Raw genomic sequence first — 22,091 nt, 5'->3', positions numbered from 1 at the left:
GGAGAACAACATGGCTCGACTCAACGGAAAAATTGCCATCGTCACCGGCGCCAGCCGTGGCATCGGCCGCGCCACCGCGAAGCTGTTCGCGGCAGAAGGCGCCAGGGGGGCGGTGCTTTCGCGCACCGCCGAACACATCGATCGCGTGGTCGCCGATATCCAGGCCGCGGGCGGCACCGCGCTGGGCGTGGCCTGCGATATCGCCGATCCCGCCCAGATCGACGCTGCCGTTAAGCAGGTGGTAGCGGTCTATGGCGGCATCGACATCCTCGTCAACAACGCTTTCGATCCCATGGCGGTCTCGTCGTCGGTCCTCGAACTGTCGGTCGAGCAGTTGCAGCGCAATTTCGAGATGGGGCCGTTCGCCTATCTGTGGACGATGCAAGCTTGCCATCCCTACCTCAAGGCCAGCGGGGCGGGCAGGGTGATCAACTTTGCCTCGCTGGCCGGGGTCCTCGGCATGGTCGGTTACGGCCCCTACAACATGGCCAAGGAAGCGGTGCGCGCCTTGACCCGCTCGGCGGCGCGCGAGTGGGGGGCGGATGGGATCACCGTGAACAACGTCCTGCCGGTGGCGGACACCTGGGGCGCGGCCGATGGGCCGCCACCGAGCAACGCGCTGGCCCGCCATGGCTCGCCGGAGGAAGACATCGCCCCGGTGGTGCTGTTCCTCGCCAGCAAGGATGGGCAGTACCTCACCGGCTACAGCCTGACGCCTGACGGCGGCCAGATCATCGACAGCGCGCGCTGACACCCGGCCCTGTGCTGTCGATTGTCTTAACGCCGACCACCGCTCACGCCGCCACGTTCGTTGCCCTGAAAGGCTTGCGCGTGGCGGCGCGGGCGGCCAGTACCGCCAGCACGGCGGCCACCACCAGCAGTGCCGCGCTCAGTTCGAAGGTCGCCCGATAACCGCTCAGGTCGAAGGCCAGGCCGCCCGCCGTGGCGCCCGCGGCAATCGCCAGCTGGACGATCGCCACCATCAGTCCGCCGCCGGCTTCCGCATCGTCCGGCAGTGCCCGGGTCAGCCAGGTCCACCAGGCGACCGGCGCCGCGGTCGCCACCAGGCCCCAGAGGCCCAGCAAGACCGTGGTGACCGACACCGAGGCGCCAAACGCCACCAGGGCCATGGCGATCGCCGCCATCATCAGCGGGATGATGATCAGCGTGCGATACAGGGCGTTTTTCAGGAAGGCTTCGATCAGGAAGGTGCCCGCCAGGCCGGCCAGGCCGATCACCAGCAACATCAGCGACAGGGTGGTGACACTGACCTGGGTGACCGTCTCCAGGAAGGGCCGCAGGTAGGTGAACAGCATGAACTGGCCCATGAAAAACAGGCTGACCGCGAGCATGCCCAGGGCCACCGGCATTCTTTTCATCAGGCTGAAGACATTGCCGGTGCCGGCGGCCGGCTGCGCTTTCAGCGACGGCAAGCTGGCCAGCAGCCAGACGGCGGCGAGGGCAGCCACCGGCACCACGCAGAAGAACGCCCCGCGCCAGCCGATCAGGGAACCCAGGAAGCTGCCCAGGGGCGCCGCGATCACGGTCGCCAGGGCGTTGCCGCCATTGACGATGGCCAGGGCGCGCGGCACCTGGTCTTCGGGCACCAGGCGCATGGCCGTGGCCGCCGACAACGACCAGAAACCGCCGATGGCCACGCCGATCAGCGCGCGGCCGGCCATGAAGGTCAAGTAGTCCGGGGCGAACGCCACCACGGTTCCGGAGACGATCATCAGCAGGGTCAGGGACAGCAGCAGCCGCTTGCGCTCGACCCGGGCCGCCACCGAGGCGATCGCCAGGCTGGTGAACAGGGCAAACAGCCCGGAGACGGAAATGCCCTGGCCGGCTTGCCCCTCGCTGACCTGCAGATCGGCCGCGATCGGGGTCAGCAGGCTGACCGGCATGAACTCGGAGGCCACCAGGGCAAAGGCGGCGAGGGCCATGGCCAGCACGGCGCCCCAGGTGTGTCGGGGTTCGGGCGATTCGACGTGAGAGGTAGCGGTCATGGCGACAGGTTTCCTGTATGGCTGGAAGCCTCCGTGCAGACCGCTGGGCGTTGCCGGCCGGGTCTGCGGACGCTTCGATGCATAAATGGGTGCGCGCCGCCGGTGGAAGACCGGGCAGGCGCGTGAATGGCGATCGGGGCCGGCCCGGTGCTGGAGCGGCTCCGGTCGCGGCAGAAGGAAAACGCGACACCGGTGCCGCGAAGCAAAGGGTGCCCAAGCCGGGCACCCAGCGGATTACCAGGGGTTGCCCTGGAGGAATATGATCAGGCGCTTGCCGCGCTCAGCCCGCCAGGGTGGCGTTGTCGATGACGAAGCGGTACTTGACGTCGCCCTTGAGCATGCGTTCGTAGGACTCATTGATCTGGTCCGCGCGCACCAGCTCGATGTCGGCGACGATGCCGTGCTCGGCGCAGAAGTCGAGCATCTCCTGGGTCTCGGCAATGCCGCCGATCATCGAGCCGGCGAGCGTCCGGCGCTTCATGATCAGGTTGAACACATTGGGCGAGGCATGCGGAGTCGCCGGGGCGCCCACCAGGGTCATGCCGCCGTCGCGCTTGAGCAGTACCAGGAAGGCGTCGAGATCGTGGGACGCGGCCACGGTGTTGAGGATCAGGTCGAAGCTCTTGGCGTGGGCGGCCATTTCCTCGGCGTTGCGCGACACCACCACTTCGTCGGCGCCCAGCTGGCGGGCGGCCTCGCGCTTGGAGTCAGAGGTGGTGAACGCCACCACGTGCGCGCCCAGGGCATGGGCCAGCTTGATGCCCATGTGGCCCAGGCCACCGATGCCGACCACGCCGACCTTCTTGCCGGGCCCGACCTTCCAGTGGCGCAGCGGCGAATAGGTGGTGATGCCCGCGCACAGCAGCGGCGCGACGGCGGCCAGCTGTTCCTCGGGGTGGCGGATGCGCAGCACGTAGCGTTCGTGGACCACGATCTGTTGCGAATAGCCGCCCAGGGTCCAGCCCGGGGCGTCCGGCGTCGGGAAGTTATAGGTGCCGATCATGCCGTCGCAGTAGTTCTCCAGGCCGTCCTCGCAGTCGGCGCAGTGCTTGCAGCTGTCGACGATGCAGCCGATGCCGACCAGGTCGCCCGGGCGGAAACCGTGCACATGGGCGCCGACCGCCGCGACCCGGCCGACGATCTCGTGGCCGGGCACGCAGGGAAACTGCGTGCCTTGCCACTCGGCGCGCAGCTGGTGCAGGTCCGAGTGGCAGATGCCGCAGAAGGCGATGTCGATCTGCACGTCATGGGCGCCGGGGGCGCGGCGGGTGATCTGCAGTGGTTCCAGAGGTTGGTCGCCCGCATGGGCGCCATAGGCGTTGACTAACATTGCACACTCCATCCAGCGTTACGTTGGACGACCATTTTCCCGGGCAGGCGCAGGCGGCCAGTAGTGCATTTCGCTGGAATTCTTGCCTGATTCTCTGGGCTTTGGTTTTTTTGGTAGGACCGGCACCGGGGGCGGGTTAACGTCTGGCAAGGAGGGTCCATACCGACATGACACGCCCACACGACACCCGCGCCCAGGCGCCCCAGGAAACCCTCGCGCGCCTCATTGGCGCTTGGATCAAACACTCGGGAGACTGCTCGACAGCGATCCCCGGCCTGGTTTTTTTTCGCCGCGAGACCCCTTCACCACCCGCCGTGTGCATGGTCGAGCCGAGCATCGTCCTCGTCGCCCAGGGGGCGAAACAGCTGTGGGTCGGCGGCGAAGCCTACCCGTACGACCCCTCGCGCTTTCTCGTGACCTCACTGGACCTGCCGGCCAATTCCGAGGTGACGGCGGCCAGCCTGGAACAACCCTGCCTCGGGCTGGGCTTCAAGCTCGACCCGCGCATGCTGGCGGAGCTGGCCGCCCAGGGCGGGCTGCTGCAACCTCGCGATCGAGGCACAGGCAAGGGCGTGGGCATCGGCACCGCGACGCCGGCCATGCTGGCCTCGTTCGTGCGCCTGCTGGAGTTGCTGGACGAGCCCGAAGCCATCCCGGTGTTGGCGCCGCTGATCCAGCGCGAGATCCACTACCGCTTGCTGCTGAGCGACCAGTCGGCGCGGCTGCGGCAGATCGCCTCCGTCGACGGCCAGGGCCACCGCATCGCCAGGGCCATCGACTGGCTGAAACTGAATTACACCGCGCAACTGCGCGTCGATGAACTCGCCGCCCGCGTGCAGATGAGCACGCCGACCTTTCACCACCACTTCCGCCAACTCACCGCCATGAGCCCGCTGCAATACCAGAAATGGCTACGCCTGACCGAAGCCAAACGCCTGATGATGAACGAACACCTGGACGTATCGAGTGCGGCCTTCAAGGTCGGCTATGAAAGCCCGTCGCAGTTCAGTCGGGAGTACAGCCGGCTGTTTGGCGCAGCGCCCAGGCGGGATATTGCGCAGTTGCGGGGGGGGTAGGGGAGGGGGTGAGTGGGAGGTGCTGGGGCTTGCGGGCATTTGATTACGCCCTCGATTGAATGTCCGCGGTTTCTAATAGGAGACCGCGAACACCCCAAAAGCGGTCATTCGCGAAAGGCAGTAATCGGCCAATAGCTGCCGGTGGCGACCGGCAGAAAACGGCCCAGAGTGTGTAAAAACGCTTCGCCAAAATTGAAGTGTGCGCGTCTACGTGAAATTTGAAATTTATCGGCACGTCAGCAGATGTGGATCTTGCGTAGAAGCGCGATTTCCAGTCCAGTTTTGAGTACCTGTCGCGCTCAAAAACGTTTTTACACACCCTCGGCCAGAAGCGGACGGTCATTCAAGTAGCCGCTGCGAGTAGAGCCTAGCCACCGGTTTGCCAGCGAAGCTATGCTCACGGAAAGTCGAATAGAAGGTGTTGGAAAGTGACTGCTGAGTACATTCTTGAACAATTCATTATTGGTCCGCGCTTGCAACTGAGCATCTCCGAGGGGCGCTACAAGGAGCTTGCGCATGCACGAAACGTGTTGTCCGAGGCACTGGCTTTCGAGCAACGATACGAATTATTGCTTGGCAATTTTCTGGCCATGGAACTCGCTTTCACCGAAATTTGCCTGCGTAACAAAGTAGAACCCCAACATCGGTACATGGATTCAGCTGAAATCCTAGAGACCGCAAATCGCCATGTCGTGAATACGCTTACCGCTATGCGAGCCTATGCCGACCAGGTGGTGCAGGACTTCAAGTGCTTGGACCTGGTTCCTAGCTTCAGCCAGGTGGCCAAGTCGGAACTAAATGAGGCATTTTACCGAAGCTTGGACTATCGATTTATGTGCAGTTTAAGGAACCACGTTCAGCATAAGGCTACTGCTGTGCACGGTTTTGTAGCAGACGATGATCGGATGAGAGATGCCAACGGCTGGGTCGAGACAGTAACGTTTTATGCAAACAAAGAGACTCTTAGGGCAGATAAAGACTTCAAGCTCCGAGTTCTGGATGAGCAACCTCAGAAAATCGATATTCGGCGGCGTGCACGACGAAGTGTACAAGCGGTAGGCGAGGTGCATCTGGCTCTACGCAACTTGTCCAAAGACCAGGTAGCACAAGCCAGGTCAGCAATTGAACTGGCAATCCGCGAGTACAAGGAAGCTGGTGCAGAGTCAATCATCGGCCTTGGTGCTCGACGCGTCGGCGACACTACCGCAGATGTCGCCCTATTGCTGGACTGGGATGACGTTAGACTTCGGCTTGTCAATAAAAACAGCAGCCTTCCACGGCTTTGGCCCCGCCGTAGTCATCGTGAAGCGAAGGTTGAAGAGATTATCGCGCTGCGTGATGCAATGGAGCAGACCCAGGCCCAAGCCGCAGCGCTTGTGTTCGTTACCGAAGATCGCTGGCGAGACTACGAAGATGGCCTGCCGATGCCGGAAGGCCTATTTCTTCTTTACAAGCTTCAGGTGGGACGACATCCGACACATACTCTCCAGCAATTGAATGCTGTCGACGAGTAAAGGATAGCCACTACGGGATGTAATCCGTATTAGTGGCGGACGTGTCCCTTTTCAAGAACTTATATATGGGGCAGAGAGGTAGACGGCCGTGGGTAGAGCCCGACCAGTAATTGCTGTTGATGAGAGGTAGCTATTAGCCGACTTCTGCCTGTCGCCACCGGCTGCTTTGGGTCGAAAATAGCCTTTCGTGACTGGCAGCTATTGGCCGGTTCCTGCCAGTCATCTGCTGGAATGCGCGAGTCGCCGCCTTGGCCCAAAAGGGGTGAACACGTTAATCGGAAGTAACTGTTTCAATCAGCTTCTGCCACGTGATTTTCGCCATGATGGCGTGCCCTGCGAGATTGTCATAGAAGTACACTTCCTCGTTTGGGTCTGAAATGGGGACTAGCAAGCCGGTCATGCCTCTGTCGACGCATCCAGTCCCAATGGTTCCATCCAGTTGGCGGATGACTGCTCCGTGATGGTTACCAGCATCGTACAAAGCTCGAATCCCTGCTTTGAGCCAATCCCAGTCGACTGCAGAGATCGGAACCGCTTTCGCCTGGTGAAAAACCACAGGGATAATGCTGTCGATACCCTTCAAAATCTGCTTGGGAAACTGAGCAATCAGCTCATCATCGGGCATCGCATCGACCGCAGTCCCCACTGACGTTTCGTCGTGACAAGACCCAATATCAAGATAGGGGGAAAGATAGTCTGCAAACGCCTTGTACTCTTCACTGCGGACTTGGTACCCCACGCTGGCCGCAACCTTTGGGATCGCTCGCTTCATGATTTCACGCAGCTCACCAAGCATGTGTCCTCGAGGCTCTCGGGGAAGCTGATAGCCTAGTCGTAGTGCCAAGTCACCAAACAGAAATGGTCCGCTGCATCCGAGTTCAAAGCAATGCTGATGGAAAGGATGGTCATCCCCAAGGAGGTGGGAAAAAATCCAGAGTCTCATCGCCTCCGCAGCCTGCAGCCTTTGCTGGGGATTATTCGTCAGGGTCGGAATTGGCTCGTCAATATCATCAGTTCCGACACTGATCTGCTGCATTTCAATCGCGTAGCGAAGCGCTTCGTATTGAGACCAGCAAACGAACGGTTCTAGTTTCAACGCCGCAGCTTCGCTGGCCGCTGCATTCCTTAGAGCTATGATCAGTGTCCCGATAGCGGTACCAGCTTTGAACGCGTCGCTACAACGTATCTGTCCTCCTGAAAATGGAGTGCCTTGCGCGAGGTTTTGGATAAGCGGAAGTGCTACGTCTGGATCTGTCCAGTCCAGATCATTGTGCCCAATGTAGGGCATATACCGGTCGCGAACGCTTGGGTTGCAGACAAACTTCTGGGCGTATTGTCCGAGGCTGCCCCAAAACTCGAATCGTCTCGGAAGGGCTTGCATGCGCAGAGCCTTGAGTTGCATCTCCCAGCTAAATGCATCGCCAAGCTCAAGATCGTAGCGATCAGATAGTAGAGTTCTTGCCTCATCGACGTGTGCAAAAACGGAGCTTGGTACCAAGCCGGGCATATCTTCTAGGTTTTTATCGAAGAAGAGGGCGATGTCGGAATCGCGCTGAGGCAGGCCATGGTCTCTCCACCATGCATACATCGCGTATGGGTCAATGCCACAAAGGGTTAAGCCCCAGACACCTCTCCCCATACCGTTGACATCTTTCCAGAGCATCATGAAGCCGTGAGACCCGCCTCGATCACCAGCGCGAGCTATCACATCCATGGCGGTAATGACTGACCTCGGCGGCCAGTTTTCGTCCATGTCTGGGTCATCTTCTGCTAAATACAGGTTAATGGTCTGCAATGCTTCGGGGGCGAGCGCAAGGCTTCCGGTTAGGTGCCAAGCTTCCGGGAGGTGGCAACTCAGACTTAAATCCTTGCCGGGTACATCGAGAGCAAGCTTGAGGGCGAGGCATCGTTTACCCGACCAGGCATTCAATGCGCCCACCGCGTGGTTCAAAAGGGTCGACCACTCAGTGGCTACCACCACGAAACAGATATCGTAGTCACCTACAAATGGCAGAAGGTTTCTCAACTCCTGCTCATAGCCTCCCAGCTCAGTGACTGTCTGTCGCTCAGTCTCTGCCGCTCTCTTGATCTCGAAAACAACCAGCGTTCTTGACTCCGGGTTGAAGCAAAGAATGTCCGGTCGAAGCACCTCTCCAGTTGTAAGAGAGATGCTCATATTGACGGAGATGATTTCTAGAAATGTCAGCTGATTGAGCACATGCTCAGCTGCGTCTGCGGAGGCTAATCTGGATCTATAGTCGATACCAAATGAGGGAATGAAGTGGGCCTGGCGCACGCCTTCGGCTATTGATACCAAGGCCTCCTTTCCAGCGATAGCGTCATGCAAACCTTCGCTTTCGATCAGTTGTACCAGCCAGGCCGCAACCTCGCTTTCCAGTGGTATCGACGATGCGCTCATGGGTCATCCTTGGGAACGGAACTGGGATTTCAACGATAGCGATAATTGTGAAGTTAGTCGCACTCCATGGCGAGTTCCGTAGTAGGCGTTTCACATGTAGGTCTGCTTCTGGCCGGAATCAGTCGTTCCTGAACGTCCGCTTCTGGCCGATTCCAGCCTATCGCGACGCTCAGCAAACGCCCCCATCCCGTCTCGCATTCGCCAGCCACTCCATCAACCACGCTGTACAGCTCCTTGGCGCTGTAGATCATTGGCCCGGCGCATCGGCGACGTTAATTTAGTAATTGAAGCGGTTTTCCCGCGCCACTTCCTCGTCCAGGATGCGGTAGCCGTTTTCCATTAGCCATTGGCGCAGCCGCTGTTGGGATGCTGGACCGGGCGCTCCTGGCCGCTGTCGAGGATGTCGCGAATCATCCAAGAGGAGATGTACCTGACCACGCACTCTTGTGCTTATATCGCCCGTCTCGAAAAAGGCCAGGAATATCAGGATGAAGACCCAACGGCTGCCAGCGATGCCGCGCTCATGAAAACACTGTTGATCGCAACCGCCCTGACGCTGCTGGCGGTGTTCTATGTCGGTTATTACCAGGCGCTCGAGGATGGCGACATCGAGACGATCGTGTTTATAAAGCAGCACCCGACGCTTCAAATGAAGTTCTACAACCTGCACGCCAACGATGGCGAGATCAGGAAAGTCGAGCGCCTCACCGAGCAGGAGCGGCGCTGGATCATCGACTACTGCCGTTACCGGCTGGGCATCGACACCGTGTTGACTCGCCAGGAGGAGGTGGAAACCTGTGGGAAAAAATAGCCATGGATTGAACGCCCGGAATGCTCCGCCGGCCACCACCTAAACCCCACCATACCGATACACCGTCGCACTCCAATAGCGGCTGCCGCCATTAGGTGTCTGGCGAACCCATCCCTGTGCCTCCAGTTGCCTGGCGATCAGTCGGTTCATGAAGCCATGCCCGAGCAGCAGAACCGGTCCGTCGCTGGCGAGGGCCTGAAGGCGTTGCGCGGCGGTGCTGGCGCGGGTCCTTGCGGTGGCGGCGGATTCGACGCTGGGCGAGTAACCGCACAACCACAGGACCCGAAGGATAAATGCCCAGGTAAACGGCGATAGCCGTGGCCGTTTCCAGCGTCCGTAAGGCAGTTGCGCTTCACTGAAAAGCGCGTCGACCAGGGCGGGTTTCAGGCCCAGCGCCTGGACAGACGTCAGCGCCCGCGGCGCGTTGCTGGAGACAATCACCCTGGCGGTGGCGGCGAGTTGCAGGCTGGCCTGCGGGACGGGTTGTTGGGTGATTTCGCAGCGGTTGTAGTGTTCGATCCAGCCCTTCATATCGAGCGCGGACAGTTTGTCGGTGGCGGCCAGCTTTGGCTGGCCGTGGCGCATCAGGATGATTTCCCTGTTCACAGTCTTTTACGTCCTTGAGGGGAGTGTGGAGAGGGGACGCGAAGCGCGGTCGCGGGCACTCGAGGCATCTCTCGGGTGCCGGCGCGAAACCGCAGCAATGCGAGGCGAGACCAGCGGCTTTGGGGCTCGACGGTCACGCCATCGGCAACAAGTCAGTCTTCGGCCATGGCGCGGGCGTGTCTTGCACCCTGGGTTTCAAACCAGTCGCGGTCGCGGTACCACGCCACGGTGTCGCTAATCGTCAGCTCCAGCGCTCGAAAGTTCAGGCCCAGCTCCTGTTCGCTCTTGCGGTGGTTGAAACGGCTGCGGTCCTTCTCCCGTACCAACAGGCGCAAGGTGGCCAGGCTCAGCAGGATGGGCCTGCCGGTCAGGCGCGCGTAGACCTCCTGCACCGCCGCCAGGGTGTAGAGAAGGGGCAACGGCACGTAGCGAGCAGGGGTCTTGACCCCGGCGATACGCCCGAGCACAGGCATCAGCTCGGCCATGGTCATATGCCGGCCCGCCGCCAGATAACGTTCGCCTCGCCGCCCGTGCCTGGCCGCGGCAATCTGCGCCAAGGCCACATCGCGGGCATCGACGACGGAAAAGCTGCCGGGGATCAGCCCGGGCAACTTGCCGTGCAGGACATCGTTGACCAACTGCCCCGAGGAGGTCGGGCCCAGGTCGCCAGGGCCCCACATCCAGCCCGGCAGGACCATGCAGGCCTGCATGTCGGGATGGGCTTCGAGGAACGCTAGGACGGCACGGTCGGCGAGGATCTTGCTGCGGTAGTAGCCGTCCGCGTTGGCGTCGGTGCGCAGGCAGGTTTCATCGATGGAGCTGCCAGGCGCGCCGTCGAGCACGGCAATCGAGGAGGTATGGATGAACCGGCGGATACCGGCACGGTAGGCCTGCTCGAGCAGTTCCCGGGTGCCGATGACATTGATCTTTTCCAGTTCCTGCCAGTGGCTGCCGCCCTTGTAGTTGTCGCGAAAGAACGCCGCGGTGTGAAACACCGTATCGCAGCCTTGCAGGGCCGCGGCGAAGGCCTCGACATCGCCCATGTCGCCAACGACCAGTTCCACGCCCGACAGGTTCTTGAACTGCTGTTCACCCTTGGCCCTCGAGCGCACCAGGGCCTTGACCGCGCAGCCACGCGCGAGCAATTCACGCACCAGGTTGTTGCCCAGCAAACCGGTGGCGCCAGTCACGAATGCACGACGCATGGCTCAACCCTCACTCGGTTCGGCTGACGGCATCAACACCGCGCTGTCGAAGAACACCTCTTGATGGATGGCCAACCCGTCCTTGAAGGTGAAGTGTGCGGCGTAGTGCACGGCAATAAAGCGTCCATGGGGTGCAAGCACCCGGTCCGGCAGCACCAGGGGCGCTGCAAAGGTGCCGCTCAGCATGGCCGTCAGCGCCAGACGATCGGCTCCGACGGCGAACGGGTTGAGGATCACGTGGGCATCGGGGAAGGCTTCGAACAACGCGGTTTCTCGTTGGCGCATGGCCTCGCGGCCCACTTGTATCCCCATGCCATCGAGGTAGGTGAAGTCTTCGCTCACCAGCGCCAGCAGCGCCTCCATATCACGGCGGTTGAAGGCATTGGCGGCGTGTTGCGCATAGTCGTTGGGGCCAATCGGCATACAGTCCATTCCAGTCGTTTCCAGGGCCTGTAGATATACCGTCGAGCCCCCTCTCGAAAAACAGCGACTCCTGCATAATGGCTTTGCATATATGCAAACCAGGGAGCAGATGAAACATGGTGTCGGAAGCGAATTGGGACGATCTTCGCCTGTTGTTGGCCGTTTCGCGGCGTGGCAGCTTTCTGCAAGCGGGCCAGTTGCTGGGGATTGCGGCGTCGACCGTGTCCCGTCGGTTGACCCAGCTTGAGGAGGCCCTGGGCGAGCCGCTCGTCGAACGCGGTGTCGAAGGATGCCGGTTGACCTCGCGGGGCCAGTCCCTGGTGGAAGTCGCCCAGGCGGCGGAAGCGGGCTTGAGGCGGCAAACCGTGACCGGCATGTCCGCGCTGGACAGCGAGCTGTCGGGCAGTGTCCTGGTCAGTGCGGGAGAGGGCTTTGCGTCGTGCGTGCTGGAAGCTGCGAGTCGCTTCACCACGCTTCACCCACGTTGCACGGTGGAATTGCTGGTAGCCGCCGACTTTCACAAAATCGTGCGCGGCGTGGCCGACATCGCGGTACGCACCGCGCACCTGGGCGAGCCGTCATTGATTTATCGCCCCATGGGCCGGCTCGCCTACGGGGTCTTCGCCGCTGCGGATTATCTGCGGCGGTTTCCACAGGTGACGCCGGCCACGGCCGTCAATATCGGCCTGCTGCCGCCACTGGACATGTTGCCGCAAGTGCGCGCGGCCAAGGCCGCCGGCCTGGAGCGCGCGCAGATCAGCGTGAACTCGTTCGCCCTGCAGCTGGACGCGGTGAGGCGTGGCCTGGGGGTGGCAGTGCTGCCGCGTGTGCTGGCGCAGGACTTGATTGAGTTGTTCCCGCAGCTCCAGCTTCCCGATATGGAGGTCTACCTGGTGACCCGGCCACAGGCCTTGAAGCAGGCTCATATCAGCTGTTTCTTTGCCATTGTGCAGCAGGTGCTGCTCGAAGCCCTTGCCCTGGAGACGGTTGAAAGTGACGCCTCGGGGGCGAGGGCTGAGGGGTGAAGCGATCCCGGTTTTCCTGTGTGTTATGCCTGATCGGCACAGAGCGCTCAGAAGCGCGCTCGGACACTCAACCCTGCACCAGGTAGGCTCCGGACGGAACCCGATCGCGCAGCTTCTTGCATTTGCCGGGTTTGGGCTGATGCCCCGGCGGGCGATCGGGAAACCAGATTCGACATTTACCCGGAGGCGGCCGATGGCCACGGGGAATCTCAATCTCGTCGTACGTGGGGGCTGGCTCGGCGGAAGTCATTCGCAGTTGCCCTTCGGGACTTGGCCTGTCACCCGTCGGCCAGTTCGCTGCGTTCTCCGCCGCTTCGCGGGTGAGGGTCTCAGTGCGGCGTTCAGTGTCCGGCGTGGGCTGCTCGGCGGCGACAGCTTCTGCTGCACGGCGCCTTTTAACCTCTTCTTCCAGGCCCTCCCGTACGGCAACAAGACGCTCGTCGGCGTTGGGTGGGTTATTCGACACCAGGGCCTTTTGCGCCGCCTGGATCAATTGGAGGTTGCGATTGCGTAACGCGACGTTGTGACCCACCCGCATATTGGAGCGCGTCGCCAGCGCTTCAGCCTGCTGATACTGCCCTTGCTGAAGGCGCAACACACCGAGGTAGTGCAGCGTCGCGGGATTGTTCGGCTGGATATGCAGGGCCCGCTCCAGCGTGGCAGCGGCCTGGTCCAACTGGCCATCCGCATACTGCTGCGAGGCGGATTCAATCAGGGTTGTTGATGCGTTGTTACTTTGCTGAGAGGCTTTGCGCTCGGCCGCAACCGAACCATACGACGCGGCTGCGCAGAGCGCCAGGATCAGACCCGGCAGAAAACTCTTGGTTGGCATCAGGGGGCAGACTCGGTTGATCATCGACGGCACTGGCGTAAAACAGGCCTTCAGCGCTGCTCGGCTGGGGTTTGTTCACTGTCCCGTCATGACCGATGAAGGGGCTCCTATCGACCTGGCCCGTACCCTGAAGTTCCTGCAGGAACGGCCAACAGGTGAGCAGGTCCGTGCAATTACTCATGAGAACAAGCAGAGGTGTGTATGCCGCCATTCAAAATGCGCGAGCTGAGCCGTACCGATACGCAAGCGCTGCTGGCGTTCGAAACCCGGAACCGTGAGTGGTTCGAATCCCATATCGAGGCGCGCGCCCCGGCCTTTTATTCGTTGCAGGGCGTCGCCGAGCATATCGAGGGCTACCTGGCCGATTTCGCGGCCGGCACCTGGCATCCCTGGGTGATCGAGGATTGCAGTGGAAACATCATCGGTCGCGCCAACCTGAAAAACATCGATACCGCGCAGCGCTCCGCCGAAGTTGGCTATCGGATTGCCCAAAGCGCCTGCGGCCAGGGGCTTGCGACACAGGCGCTGCGGCAGTTGATCGAGCAAGCGCGGACGCGCTGGCAACTGACGCAGCTGGTGGCTTATGTCTACCCGGAAAATCTCGGCTCGACCAAGGTCGTGGAACGCTGCGGGTTCTTGCCGGAGCAGCCCGCAGAAGACGGCAAGGCGGGAGCCGAGCGCCGATTCGTTCTCCCGATCTAGATAAGGGTTGTGGCCCTTTACCGCACTCGCGACTCTGACTGCTGGCCTGTAACCGCTACGTCGTGTCAGTCAGACGGATAGCGCTTACCCGCGCCGCTCGGCCACCAACAGCAACGACTGCGGCACCGGGCTTTGCGGGTGCTGCGGTTCCTGCAGGCTGGCGAGCTGGAAGCCGGCCATGTCCAGGGCGTTGAGCCAGCTGGACAGGGTGCGGAAGTACCAGGGCATGGGTTGCCACTGGCCCTTGAAGCCGGCGAAGGTCTCTTCGCGCCAGCCATCCTGATAGTCGCCGGCCGCGGCGCTCCAGGGGTGCAGGGTCTGGATCGCCAGCGCGCCGCCGGGGGCGAGCAGGGCGTGCATGGCGGCCAGCAGCGGGATGATGTCCTGGTGCAGCAGGGCGAAGTTGGCGCAGATCAGCTCGTAGTCGCGGCCGATGTCTACTTGCGCTTCCGCCAGCGCTGCATAGCTGGCCACATGCACTGTGGACGAGCCTGCAGCGCGCGCGGCCTCCACCAGGGCCGCATCGCCATCTACCCCGACCGCCTCGATGCCCCGTTGCGCCAGGGCGCGCAACAGCCAGCCTTCGCCGCAACCCAGGTCGAGCACCCGCTCGGGCTGACGGCCCAGCACCGCCAGCAGGATCGCCTGGTCGGTGACCTCGACGCGGCTTTGAATGGCGCCGCCGCGGACGGCGTCGATCCAGGCCTGGGCGTTGTGTTGCCAGCTGTGCAGCAGGGTGGATTCGGCATTGGGCATGTCGGTGTCCAGCGTCAGTGGTGGGGGCTACGGGGTCGCTAGCGCTGACGTTAGCAGGCAGGGCGCCCGGGTCCAATATGTCGTTCGCCGCTCAGGCGTTCCTACGGGGTTCGCATCCGGTCCCCGTCAGGCGATTTGTTGCGACTGGTGATCAGGCTCAGCAGCACCGAAGCCAGAATGATTCCGCCGACAGTGGCCAGCGACCATTCCACCGGCATGTGCAGCCAGGGCATCAGCGTCATCTTGGTGCCGATGAACACCAGCACGATCGCCAGGCCGTACTTGAGCAGGTGGAAGCGCTCGGCCATGTCGGCCAGCAGGAAGTACAGGGCACGCAGGCCCATGATCGCGAAGATGTTCGAGGTGAACACAATGAACGGGTCGGTGGTGATGGCGAAGATCGCCGGGATGCTGTCGACCGCGAACATCAGGTCGCTGGCCTCGATCAGCACCAGCACCAGGAACATCGGCGTGGCCCAGCGCCGACCGTCCTGCCTGACGAAAAAATGCTCGTCATGAAAGCCGCTGGTGATCCGCAGATGGCTCTGTATCCAGCGCAACAGGGGGTTCCTGGCGAGGTCGGGCTGCCGATGGGCGAACAGCAGCATCTTGATCCCGGTGATGATCAGGAACACGCCGAACGCATACAGCAGCCACGCGAACTGCGACACCAGCCACACGCCGGCGAAAATCATCGCTGCGCGCATCACGATCGCCCCGAGCACACCGTACAGCAACACCCGGCGCTGCAACTCCGGGGGCACGGCAAAGTAGCCGAAGATCATCACGAAGATGAACATGTTGTCGATCGACAGCGACTGCTCGATCAGATAGCCGGTAAGGAATTCCAGGGTCTTGCGTTGGGCGATCTCTGGCCCGAACTCACCCTGCAGATACCACCAGAGCAATCCCGCGAAGGCCAGCGCCAGCGTGGACCAGGCAATCACCCAGCACGATGCTTCGCGTACCGATACGCGATGGGCCTTGCGTCCGCCGAGGACAAACAGGTCCAGGGCCAGCATGGCCAGAACGAAGGCGATGAAGGCGAACCACATCCAGGGTTCGCCGATGTGCAGGGACTGCATGCCGTTCTCCCGGTCTGGGCGTGTGCTGGAGCCAACGGTTCATGCTAGTGGGGAGATCACCGTGAAGAAAAATCGATTATTCCTGAGCCATGGTTCGTTATTTACGAAGTGTCGCTGAAGGTTCTCCCGCGAGTTGCATTCGGCCATCCCTGGTCAGCAAAAAAAGCCACTCCAGCCCGACGTTTTGTGGTGACCGGAGAGGGCACGGGACAATCGGGCCCAGCTCGGAGGGCCTTTGCCTCAGTGAGCGCCAGACGCCTTGTTCAAGTCGCTTTCGGCCCATTCGGTATAGATGCAGGCGCTGGCTGCTACCTGCTGCTGTCCAGCGCTCTTCAGAACAATCTGAATCTCCATTCCCTCATTTTTTACGAGACCAAGATCGTGCATTGTGGCGGCTCGAATCAGTGGCGCTTTCAAGGGGTGATTGAGTGGACAGCATGAGGTTCGTTAAAACCTTCCCTATTTTGCTTGGCCTGGGCATCGCACTGGGAAGCATGAGCGCCTGGGGGCTGCCGAATGACAGTGAGCAACTCATTCGAGTTCAGGCCGACCGCAGTCAAATTGATAACAAGCAAGGTTTTGGTACTTATACCGGCAACGTCATCATTACCCAGGGTTCGATGAAGATCACCGGCGACACTGTGACTATCGTCATGAAAAAGGGCAGTCACAATGAGGTCGATATCATCACCTCCGTGGGCAACCTGGCCTACTTCGAACAATTGCAAAAAGCGACAGACCCTCAACCGGTCCAGGCATATGCCGTGACCATTCAATACCTGACCCAGCAGAACCGCATCATCCTGATCGACAGAGCCAAAGTGATCAGCGCAGGCAATACCACCTTGGGTGAGAAAATTGTCTACGACACCGTCAAGCAGATTGCCAGTGTCGGTCGCGGCACCGGTAGCCAGATCACCGAGTCGCGCCCACGGGTCAACATGGTCATCCGGCCGAACAAGAAAAATGAAATGCAAAGGGCCCAGTAATGGGCACCGACAAGATCACCCCTTAGGCAACGCTCACGACCTATCAATCATCAGCTGCATCGGGGGGATTGCCTCCTTCCGGCATATGGCTCATGGCCATAGCTCAATTGTAAAAGTTTTTGGTACTGTCGTTTCGTTCTCTAAAACAACAAAAAATGGACTTACTCATGATTAGAAAGACGTTGTTCGTACCGCTTGCCAGCAGTCTTCTGTCCCTGGCCTGCGCTCAAGCGATCGCAGCTCCCTCTCCCTATTCCAGCTTTATCGTGTTCGGCGACAGCCTCAGCAGTTCCGGGCAGGTTGCCGACCCCGGCGGTCCCGCTGGGTCTTCTTATCGCGCGACCAACCGTACGGGGCCGGTCTACCTGGACGGTAGTGGGGAGGAGTATTCCGCTGTTGCCCCGCAATTGCTGGGTGCCAGACTCGGGTTCTCGGCCGACCAGCTCGCCGGTTCGACCTCGGCCGCCCGCGCCAGGGAAGGCCTGCTTGATGGCGACAACTGGGCGGTCGGCGGTTATCGTACCGACCAGATTCTCGATTCGATCACCACCACCTCTACTGTTGGCGGCCGTAGCCGTCCCGGTTATCTGCCGTCGAACAACTTTCGCGCCGACCCGAACGCCCTCTACTACCTGACCGGTGGCGCCAACGACTTCTACCAGGGGGGAGCCACGAGTCTCGGCCAGGCCGACGCCGCGGCCGGCCGCCTGGTCGACAGCGTGCAAGCGCTGCAACAGGCTGGTGCCCGCTACATCATGGTCTGGCTGCTGCCTGATCTCGGCCTGACCCCATTGCTTAACGGCACTGCGCTGCAAGCATTCACCTCGCAGCTCAGCAACCGGTTCAACAGCGAGCTGGTCCGCCAGTTGCGCACGGTCGATGCCCAAGTCATTCCCCTCAACATACCGGCGCTCTTGAAAGAGGGCTTCGCCAATCCGGGGCAGTTCGGCCTGGCCACCGATCAGAACCTCATGAGTACCTGCTTCAGCGGCAAAGGCTGTACGGAAAACGCCCGCTATGGCATTCACAGCGCCACACCGGACCCAAGCAAGCTGATCTACAACGACGCGGTCCACCCCACCGAAGCCGGCCAGCGGCTGATCGCCGATTACGCTTACTCCCTGCTGGCGGCGCCCTGGGAAATAACCCTGCTCCCGGAAATGGCCCAGGGCACCCTGCGCGCGCATCAGGATGAGCTGCGCAACCAATGGCAGGCCGACTGGGAAAACTGGCAGGGCGTGGGGCAATGGCGGGCGATTGTCGCCGCGGGCGGCCAGCACCAGGACTTCGACAGCCAGCGCAGCGGCGCCAGCGCCGACGGTAACGGCTTCAACCTGAACATCGGCGGCAGCTACCGGCTCGACGAGGCCTGGCGAGTGGGCGTGCTGGCCGGCGCCTATCGGCAGAAGCTCGAAGCCGGCAGCAACGACTCGGACTACAAACTCAACACCTACCTCGGCACCGCCTTCGTCCAGTACCAGCAAAACCGCTGGTGGGCCGACGCGGCAGCCACTGCCGGGCACCTGGACTACGACAACCTCAAACGCAAATTCGACCTGGGCCCCAACGAGCGTGGGGAAAAAGGCGACACCAGCGGCGATGTCCTGGCCTTCAGCGCTCGCCTGGGCTACGACATCGCGCAGCAGACCAGCAGCCCGTGGCACCTGTCGCCGTTCATCAGCGCCGACTACGCGCGGGCCAAGGTCGACGGTTACTCCGAGGACGGCAACGACTCCACCGCCCTGACCTTCGATGACCAGAAACGCACGTCGCGGCGCCTGGGCATCGGCCTGCAAGGCAAGTATCAGATCACCCGGCAAACCCAGGTGTTCGGCGAAATCGCCCACGAAAAGGAATACGAGGACGATACCCAGAAGCTGACCATGGCCCTCAACAGCCTGCCGGATAACCGCTACACCCTCGAAGGCTATACCCCGCAGACCAACCTCAACCGCCTGAACCTCGGGGTCAGCCACAAGCTCACCCAGGACCTGGCCTTGCGCGCCAGCTACAACATCCGCAAGGACGATGACTTCACCCAGCAAGGTATCAACGTCGGGGTCAGCCTCGACTTCTGAACCTGAACCGCAGGCCATAAAAAACGCTGCCCCCGCAAGGAGGCGGCGTTTTTTTATCGCACTGCGGCACTGGCTGTTCACCCCGGGTGGCGACAACGTCACCGACCCGTACCCGGAGAAGGTCAACGCCTACGCCGCCAGCGGCGGCAACCTGGCGTACAGCAACTTTTCGCCCTACGGGCTACAGCGGCGCGTCGTTCTACTGCCAAGGTTGCCTATATCGGGTAGGGCCTGACGGGGAGGGAAAGTTCGCTCGGTCGACGCAGAAAGATCTGTTGAGCAAGCTGTCTTGTACAGAACTTGTCTTAAGGATATTTCATCATTTTCATGGGTAAGAATCTTCAGTTTTCCGTAGAAAATAGATCAATTTATTGCGAATTATCTTATTTAGACTGTTGAAGCTTCTATGTAGCGTTGCTGCACAGGTCGTTCAATTCTCGAGGGACATTTCTTGTTCAGTATTCGTGGTCTCAGTGTCTGGACTGTCTGGCTTGCAGCGGCTGGCAGCCTGTTTTCCCCGTACTCGGTCGCCGCCCTTTCCGATGTCTGCCTTCCTTTAGGTTCCGCTGTTATCAGTGTTCCTTTTTCCAACTCGCTGGTTGTGCAACGGGACGTCCCGGTTGGCGGCGTACTGGCATCCGTGGAGGTCAAGACCCCTATTCGATGCAATAACCGCTACTTTCCAACCGGGGGCTATGCCCAATACTTCAAGTCGTCTTCCAATGCGGCGGTTGGGGTCAGTCGTGGGGCATTCAGGACGAGCAACAGTGGGATCGGATTGAGGTGGAACCTGTCGGCGCCCACGGGAAACTATTCGTTCAGCAGTACCGATCTCAACAGCACCAGTCCCATGGTTGGCGTCGCCTTTCCCTATCTGGGAGGGGATAAATATTACGCGCTCCAACACACCTTCGAGTTGATCAAGCTGGGGGATGTGGCCGGGGGAAGTTTTCGATTTCCAGACTTCTCGGTGATGAGCAGCCCTGACTCTCTTCTGGGTGGCCTGTATGACAAGAAGCTCAACACCTTCACTTTTCCCCTGATCAATGTGGCGGTGTCGTCCTGCTTCGTGATGGAGAACAGCATCCTGGTGAAGATGGGCAGGGTCGATGCCAACAGCTTTCGCGGACCGGGCAGCATGGCGCAAGAAAAGAACTTCTCCATCGACCTGCGCTGCGATGCGGGAGCCAGGGTCAACCTGACCCTGGATAATACCTACCAGGTCGGTGGCTACCCGGGAACCATCAGGTTGGCCTCTTCGGCGCAGTCGGCGACAGGGGTCGGCATCCAGGTACTCAATGCTTCCACGGCAAACCACACGCCAATGCTCCTGGGGCAGCCGCAGATGATGGGGCTGGCCAGCGGCGGGATCAATTCGTTGAAGCTGGCGGCCCGGTACATCCAGGTTGCCAGTAAGGTTTCCAGTGGCAAGGCCGACGGCACCCTGACCTTCGTCCTCAGTTACCTTTGAAGGCCGTGAACGCTTACTGTCATGGCGGTTCCGCATCGCGATCAAGGACAAACAGCCCCAAGGTCGAAGGGGAGGGTTGTCGCGCCAACACGCCTGGAGCCGCGCCCACAGGTATTTGTTGCAAGCCGCGAAGGTGTACATGACAATGCGAGTCATTATCAGTCGCGAATTATTCCATCGTCATGCCCGCCAACGACTTGTCCTTACGCAGTGCTGTCAACGATCTGTATTGTGACCATCACGGTTGGCTCCAGGGCTGGCTGCGCAAGCGCCTGGGCAACGCCTTCGATGCCGCGGACCTGGCCCAGGACACCTTCGTCCGGGTGATCAAGGCCCGCTCCGCGCTGGACATCCGCGAGCCGCGCTCGTACCTGTCGATGATTGCCAAGGGCCTTCTGATCGACCTGTTTCGCCGGCGCTCGCTGGAGCAGGCCTACCTCGACGTGCTGGCCGCCATGCCCGAAGCCCTGCAGCCGTCGCCGGAGGAACAGGCGATCCTGTTCCAGGCGTTGATGGAGATCGACCGCCTGCTGCAAGGGTTGGGGCCGCGGGTCAAGCAGACCTTTATCCTGTCGCAGTTCAGTGGCCTGACCTACCCGCAAATCGCCGAGCAACTGGGCGTCAGCGTGCGCACGGTGAACAACCACATGGCCAAGGCCATGGAGCATTGCTGCCTGATGCAGATCCAGTTGCAACTCCCATGAGCCTGCCCGCCGAAGAAATGAAAGCCATCGGCGTCGCCGCGCGCTGGTATGCCCGCCTGCATTCCGGCACCGCGACCGACGCCGACCGGGCCGCCTGGGACAGCTGGCTGGCGGCCGATCCACTGAATCGCCAGGCCTGGCAGAGAATGGCCGCCGTGGCCGAGCAGATGGCCAGTGTGCCGGGCGCCCTGGCGGCGCCGACCTTGAGCCAGGCCGGCAATCGCTCCCGACGCCAGGTGCTGCGCAGCGCCTTGCTGCTGACCTGCGCCGGTTCCCTGGGCTGGCTGGGCTGGCGCAGCCAGGCCGCGCAGAACCTGATATGCGACTACCGCACCCGGGTGGGCGAGCGCCGCGAATTGCGCCTGGCGGACGGCAGCAGCCTGCTGCTTAACACCGACACCTCGGTCAACCTGCGTTTCGATGGGCGCCAGCGGGTGCTGGAGCTGCTGTGGGGCGAGATCCTGGTGAGCACCGCGCCTGATCCATTGCTGCGGCCCTTCAAGGTGGTCACCCGCCACGCCGAGGTGCTGGCGTTGGGCACGCGTTTTATCGTGCGCAGCCAGCCCGGGGGCGGCGAGGTGGCGGTGCTGGAAAAGGCGGTAGAGGTCAGTGTGCCGGGCGGCGGTTCGGCGATGCGGGTCGAGGCCGGCAAGCGGCTGGCGTTCGACGAGCGGAGCCTGGGCACGCCACGGGGCAACGATGTCTCGGTGGGCGCCTGGCAGCAGGGCAGCATCATCGCCATCGACCGGCCCTTGGCGGCGCTGCTCAACGACCTGTCGCGCTATCGCCCCGGCGTGCTGCGTTGGGACCCGGCCATCGGCGACCTGAAAGTCTCCGGGGTCTTTCCCATCGATGACACCGACCTCGCCCTGGCGGCGCTGGAGAGTGGGTTTGCCTTGCGCGTGACCCGCTACAGCCGTTTCTGGGTCCAGGTCGCCCGGGCCGATTCGCGCTGAACAGGCGCCTTGGATAAAAAATTCTGCGGCGCCTGCACTTTTCGACCGCATCGTTCGGCTCATCCCTCAGTGAGTTGTCATTGACCGTTTTGGGGGAGGGAGC

20 protein-coding genes and 1 pseudogene are annotated in these 22,091 nt (G+C 61.4%); 11 read left to right on the top strand and 10 right to left on the bottom strand.

Going from position 1 to position 22,091, the window contains the following annotated elements:
- The first annotated feature begins 10 nt into the window (after positions 1-10).
- A complete protein-coding gene (locus BMY68_RS09145; RefSeq protein ID WP_085530573.1) occupies positions 11-751 on the top strand; it encodes an SDR family NAD(P)-dependent oxidoreductase in 741 nt (246 codons plus the stop codon).
- A 43-nt stretch (positions 752-794) separates the two neighbouring features.
- On the opposite strand, the gene BMY68_RS09140 is transcribed toward BMY68_RS09145, so the two are convergent.
- Positions 795-2,006, bottom strand: a complete 1,212-nt coding sequence (locus tag BMY68_RS09140; RefSeq protein WP_085530574.1) for an MFS transporter — start codon at positions 2,004-2,006, stop codon at positions 795-797.
- A 280-nt stretch (positions 2,007-2,286) separates the two neighbouring features.
- Positions 2,287-3,336: an NAD(P)-dependent alcohol dehydrogenase gene (locus tag BMY68_RS09135; RefSeq protein WP_085530575.1), complete on the bottom strand. Its 1,050-nt coding sequence runs from the start codon at positions 3,334-3,336 to the stop codon at positions 2,287-2,289.
- 167 nt (positions 3,337-3,503) lie between these two features.
- Between BMY68_RS09135 and BMY68_RS09130 the strand changes: the two genes are divergently transcribed.
- Both BMY68_RS09130 and BMY68_RS09125 read left to right on the top strand, forming a co-directional pair.
- The gene (locus tag BMY68_RS09130; RefSeq protein ID WP_085530576.1) at positions 3,504-4,412 is read left to right on the top strand and encodes an AraC family transcriptional regulator; all 909 of its coding nucleotides are present in this window, start codon (positions 3,504-3,506) and stop codon (positions 4,410-4,412) included.
- Between the two features lie 428 nt (positions 4,413-4,840).
- Entirely contained in the window at positions 4,841-5,926 is a 1,086-nt protein-coding gene (locus BMY68_RS09125) for a hypothetical protein (protein ID WP_085530577.1), read from the top strand.
- Between the two features lie 271 nt (positions 5,927-6,197).
- Here BMY68_RS09125 and BMY68_RS09120 read toward each other — a convergent pair whose 3' ends face one another.
- Both BMY68_RS09120 and BMY68_RS30070 read right to left on the bottom strand, forming a co-directional pair.
- Positions 6,198-8,345, bottom strand: a complete 2,148-nt coding sequence (locus BMY68_RS09120) for a hypothetical protein (RefSeq protein WP_085530578.1) — start codon at positions 8,343-8,345, stop codon at positions 6,198-6,200.
- Positions 8,346-8,625: 280 nt separating this feature from the next.
- Positions 8,626-8,756 (bottom strand): annotated as a pseudogene (locus tag BMY68_RS30070) (tRNA (adenine-N(1))-methyltransferase); the annotation flags it as partial.
- A gap of 112 nt (positions 8,757-8,868) precedes the next feature.
- Here BMY68_RS30070 and BMY68_RS09110 point away from each other — a divergent pair.
- Positions 8,869-9,156 carry a hypothetical protein gene (locus BMY68_RS09110; protein WP_085531541.1) on the top strand — a complete coding sequence of 96 codons (288 nt, stop codon included), beginning with the start codon at positions 8,869-8,871 and terminating at the stop codon, positions 9,154-9,156.
- Positions 9,157-9,195: 39 nt separating this feature from the next.
- Here the strand turns inward: BMY68_RS09110 and BMY68_RS09105 are convergent, their stop codons facing one another.
- From BMY68_RS09105 to BMY68_RS09095, 3 genes are all read right to left on the bottom strand, one after another.
- Positions 9,196-9,741: a histidine phosphatase family protein gene (locus tag BMY68_RS09105; protein WP_175534826.1), complete on the bottom strand. Its 546-nt coding sequence runs from the start codon at positions 9,739-9,741 to the stop codon at positions 9,196-9,198.
- A gap of 173 nt (positions 9,742-9,914) precedes the next feature.
- Positions 9,915-10,967, bottom strand: coding sequence for an SDR family oxidoreductase (locus BMY68_RS09100; RefSeq protein WP_085530580.1), 1,053 nt, complete (start codon positions 10,965-10,967; stop codon positions 9,915-9,917).
- A 3-nt stretch (positions 10,968-10,970) separates the two neighbouring features.
- The gene (locus BMY68_RS09095) at positions 10,971-11,390 is read right to left on the bottom strand and encodes an ester cyclase (RefSeq protein ID WP_009044289.1); all 420 of its coding nucleotides are present in this window, start codon (positions 11,388-11,390) and stop codon (positions 10,971-10,973) included.
- A 116-nt stretch (positions 11,391-11,506) separates the two neighbouring features.
- Between BMY68_RS09095 and BMY68_RS09090 the strand changes: the two genes are divergently transcribed.
- A complete protein-coding gene (locus tag BMY68_RS09090) occupies positions 11,507-12,415 on the top strand; it encodes a LysR family transcriptional regulator (RefSeq protein WP_085530581.1) in 909 nt (302 codons plus the stop codon).
- A 67-nt stretch (positions 12,416-12,482) separates the two neighbouring features.
- Here the strand turns inward: BMY68_RS09090 and BMY68_RS09085 are convergent, their stop codons facing one another.
- Positions 12,483-13,247: a tetratricopeptide repeat protein gene (locus tag BMY68_RS09085; RefSeq protein WP_085531543.1), complete on the bottom strand. Its 765-nt coding sequence runs from the start codon at positions 13,245-13,247 to the stop codon at positions 12,483-12,485.
- 201 nt (positions 13,248-13,448) lie between these two features.
- On the opposite strand from BMY68_RS09085, the gene BMY68_RS09080 reads away from it, so the two are divergent.
- Positions 13,449-13,949: a GNAT family N-acetyltransferase gene (locus BMY68_RS09080; RefSeq protein WP_085530582.1), complete on the top strand. Its 501-nt coding sequence runs from the start codon at positions 13,449-13,451 to the stop codon at positions 13,947-13,949.
- Positions 13,950-14,033: 84 nt separating this feature from the next.
- Here BMY68_RS09080 and BMY68_RS09075 read toward each other — a convergent pair whose 3' ends face one another.
- Positions 14,034-14,705 carry a class I SAM-dependent methyltransferase gene (locus tag BMY68_RS09075; protein WP_085530583.1) on the bottom strand — a complete coding sequence of 224 codons (672 nt, stop codon included), beginning with the start codon at positions 14,703-14,705 and terminating at the stop codon, positions 14,034-14,036.
- Between the two features lie 101 nt (positions 14,706-14,806).
- Positions 14,807-15,790 (bottom strand): TerC family protein, encoded by a 984-nt coding sequence (locus BMY68_RS09070; RefSeq protein ID WP_085530584.1) that lies wholly within the window; start codon positions 15,788-15,790, stop codon positions 14,807-14,809.
- 437 nt (positions 15,791-16,227) lie between these two features.
- On the opposite strand from BMY68_RS09070, the gene lptA reads away from it, so the two are divergent.
- From lptA to BMY68_RS09045, 5 genes are all read left to right on the top strand, one after another.
- Positions 16,228-16,779: a lipopolysaccharide transport periplasmic protein LptA gene (gene lptA / locus BMY68_RS09065; protein ID WP_085530585.1), complete on the top strand. Its 552-nt coding sequence runs from the start codon at positions 16,228-16,230 to the stop codon at positions 16,777-16,779.
- Between the two features lie 167 nt (positions 16,780-16,946).
- Entirely contained in the window at positions 16,947-18,857 is a 1,911-nt protein-coding gene (gene estP / locus BMY68_RS09060) for an esterase EstP (RefSeq protein ID WP_085530586.1), read from the top strand.
- Between the two features lie 451 nt (positions 18,858-19,308).
- A complete protein-coding gene (locus BMY68_RS09055) occupies positions 19,309-20,328 on the top strand; it encodes a fimbrial protein (protein WP_085530587.1) in 1,020 nt (339 codons plus the stop codon).
- 182 nt (positions 20,329-20,510) lie between these two features.
- The gene (locus BMY68_RS09050) at positions 20,511-21,032 is read left to right on the top strand and encodes a sigma-70 family RNA polymerase sigma factor (RefSeq protein ID WP_007923435.1); all 522 of its coding nucleotides are present in this window, start codon (positions 20,511-20,513) and stop codon (positions 21,030-21,032) included.
- Complete coding sequence (locus BMY68_RS09045) at positions 21,029-21,988, top strand: FecR domain-containing protein (RefSeq protein WP_085530588.1); 960 nt, start codon at positions 21,029-21,031, stop codon at positions 21,986-21,988. The genes BMY68_RS09050 and BMY68_RS09045 overlap by 4 nt, the downstream gene beginning before the upstream one ends.
- The last annotated feature ends 103 nt before the right edge of the window (positions 21,989-22,091 follow it).

Origin of the sequence: Pseudomonas sp. NFACC41-3, assembly GCF_900109505.1 — a bacterium.
GTDB classification, from domain to species: Bacteria; Pseudomonadota; Gammaproteobacteria; order Pseudomonadales; family Pseudomonadaceae; genus Aquipseudomonas; species Aquipseudomonas chlororaphis.
The sequence above is the reverse complement of the archived record's forward strand: the minus strand, read 5'-3'. Positions and strand labels throughout refer to the sequence as shown.